The 681-nt window shown below is 57.9% G+C and carries 1 protein-coding gene and 1 pseudogene; both read right to left on the bottom strand.

Translation table 11 applies throughout. The annotated features are described in order from the left end of the window. Positions 1 to 220: pseudogene (locus tag EN969_RS33985) on the bottom strand (LLM class flavin-dependent oxidoreductase); the annotation flags it as partial. Between the two features lie 110 nt (positions 221 to 330). After that, a complete protein-coding gene (locus tag EN969_RS33980; RefSeq protein ID WP_013528960.1) occupies positions 331 to 486 on the bottom strand; it encodes a hypothetical protein in 156 nt (51 codons plus the stop codon). Between the last annotated feature and the right edge of the window lie 195 nt (positions 487 to 681).

The following is a 681-nucleotide window of genomic DNA, read 5'->3' as shown; positions in this document are numbered from 1 at the left end:
CCCAATGGGTGAGCACGACTTCCAGCGACGAGGTGCGATCGAGCACCTGGGCCGCAAGATCCATGTTGGTCAGCAGTCCGGCCGAATCGTCGACGACGATCTTGCGGAAGCCGCCGTCCTCGATCAGCCCGAGCTTGGTCGCGGTCTCGGCAAAGTCGTAGAAAAAGGGAACCGCGGCATCGGCGGTCTTGCCGGGAATATGCGTGAACTCGATCGGCATTGCCATGTCCTCCGTGGTGTCGGGCGCGCGAAAGCACGCCGAGGATTCGGTTCATTCAACTCCAATTGCCTGTAAGTGGTGGGGCAGCTAACCCCGGTCGATCTGACGACTCAGGGAATAAGACCCAGAACAACGGCCCCGGTGAACACGAACGCAAGGGCAAAGACGAGATAGGCGAAAGCCCCGGCATAGGCCGGGCGGAAGGTCTGGGCATTGGCCGCCCGCTGACCACTGCGATCCGTCTGGGCGTTCTGGATATAGGACATATCGACCTCCGTCTCGTCTGTTAATCTATAAAACTTGTAGACTTTGTCGATTGCTATTTTTCGGTCAAATCTAGAATAATTTTCTCTTAGGTGACGGGAAGTTGGTAGCCACTTGCTTACAGGGGCACTCGGGCGGCCGATCCGTATGGCGCGTCCGTTTTCGGGTCTGCGTCCGAATGGACCTATGGCCTTGCC

The sequence above is a fragment of the Mesorhizobium sp. M7A.F.Ca.CA.003.01.2.1 genome, from assembly GCF_003998945.1.
Lineage (GTDB): Bacteria > Pseudomonadota > Alphaproteobacteria > Rhizobiales > Rhizobiaceae > Mesorhizobium > Mesorhizobium ciceri.
Note: the sequence above shows the minus strand (reverse complement) of the source record. Positions and strands in the feature narration are given on the sequence as shown.

Bases quoted from the DNA above. Each gene is read 5' to 3' on its own strand.
- EN969_RS33980 (WP_013528960.1), bottom strand. From the start codon at position 486: ATGTCCTATATCCAGAACGCCCAGACGGATCGCAGTGGTCAGCGGGCG.